The 749-nt window shown below is 48.6% G+C and carries 1 protein-coding gene; it reads right to left on the bottom strand.

Going from position 1 to position 749, the window contains the following annotated elements; genetic code table 11:
• Window positions 1-269: 269 nt before the first annotated feature.
• A partial coding sequence (locus tag VI25_RS12555) for a hypothetical protein (protein WP_236705037.1) occupies window positions 270-749 on the bottom strand: 480 nt, incomplete at its 5' end.

The raw sequence follows: 749 nt of genomic DNA, 5'->3' as shown, positions 1-749 counted from the left end.
TTTTCAGCGCCGTAAACAGCAGTTAGATGCTTTTGCAGGCTAGTCCAGAGGCCAGTGCGGGCTTTTTCAAAAGCGGCGGTATTCTGGTCGGTCACGGTGAAGCAGTATTGAGGTGGACGGCAAAGGTATAAGGCCTAGCGGTCATGTTTGCGTGCGAGGTGGTCTGGAAGTGGTCGTCAAAATCATTTGCGCCACTGACTCTGCGGCTCCTTTGGCTTCTTGATCAGGCTAGTCAGCTTCTGTCCATTCTCTGCCAGCAATCATACGTTTTATACTACTAAGCTATCCATTCGCTTTGACTTGAGTACTATAGGATAATCCTGTCGCAACAGGTAGCCATCTTTGGATATAAAGCCGCGCGGCCTTACCACCATGCTGGCCTCTCGCAGCTCCGGATACAGCCGCTTACACTGCCAGATGATCTTTTCAATATTCTTGATTTTGGTTTTCACAGCTAGCATGTTGGGCTGGATAGAAACCCAATACTTCTGCCGATTTTGAATCAGATTCAGCCACAGTTCTGCCAAATAGTTGCGCGCCTTACTAAAGGTCGCCAGCGCTTCGGTATCTGACTTGATGTATAGGCAATTGATAAAATCAATCTGCTTCGTTCGGTTGGTAGTAGTTCGGCTCCTGTCGTAAGCCACCCAGAAACGGTCCATTTCTTCGTAAACACCTTTCTGCTTGCTTGGAGACTGGCATAGAGCCGCACGTACGCTGCTGGATACCAGCAATAGGCATAGCATTTT

Source organism: Hymenobacter sp. AT01-02 (genome assembly GCF_000961955.2).
GTDB lineage: Bacteria > Bacteroidota > Bacteroidia > Cytophagales > Hymenobacteraceae > Hymenobacter > Hymenobacter mucosus.
Note: the sequence above shows the minus strand (reverse complement) of the source record. Positions and strands in the feature narration are given on the sequence as shown.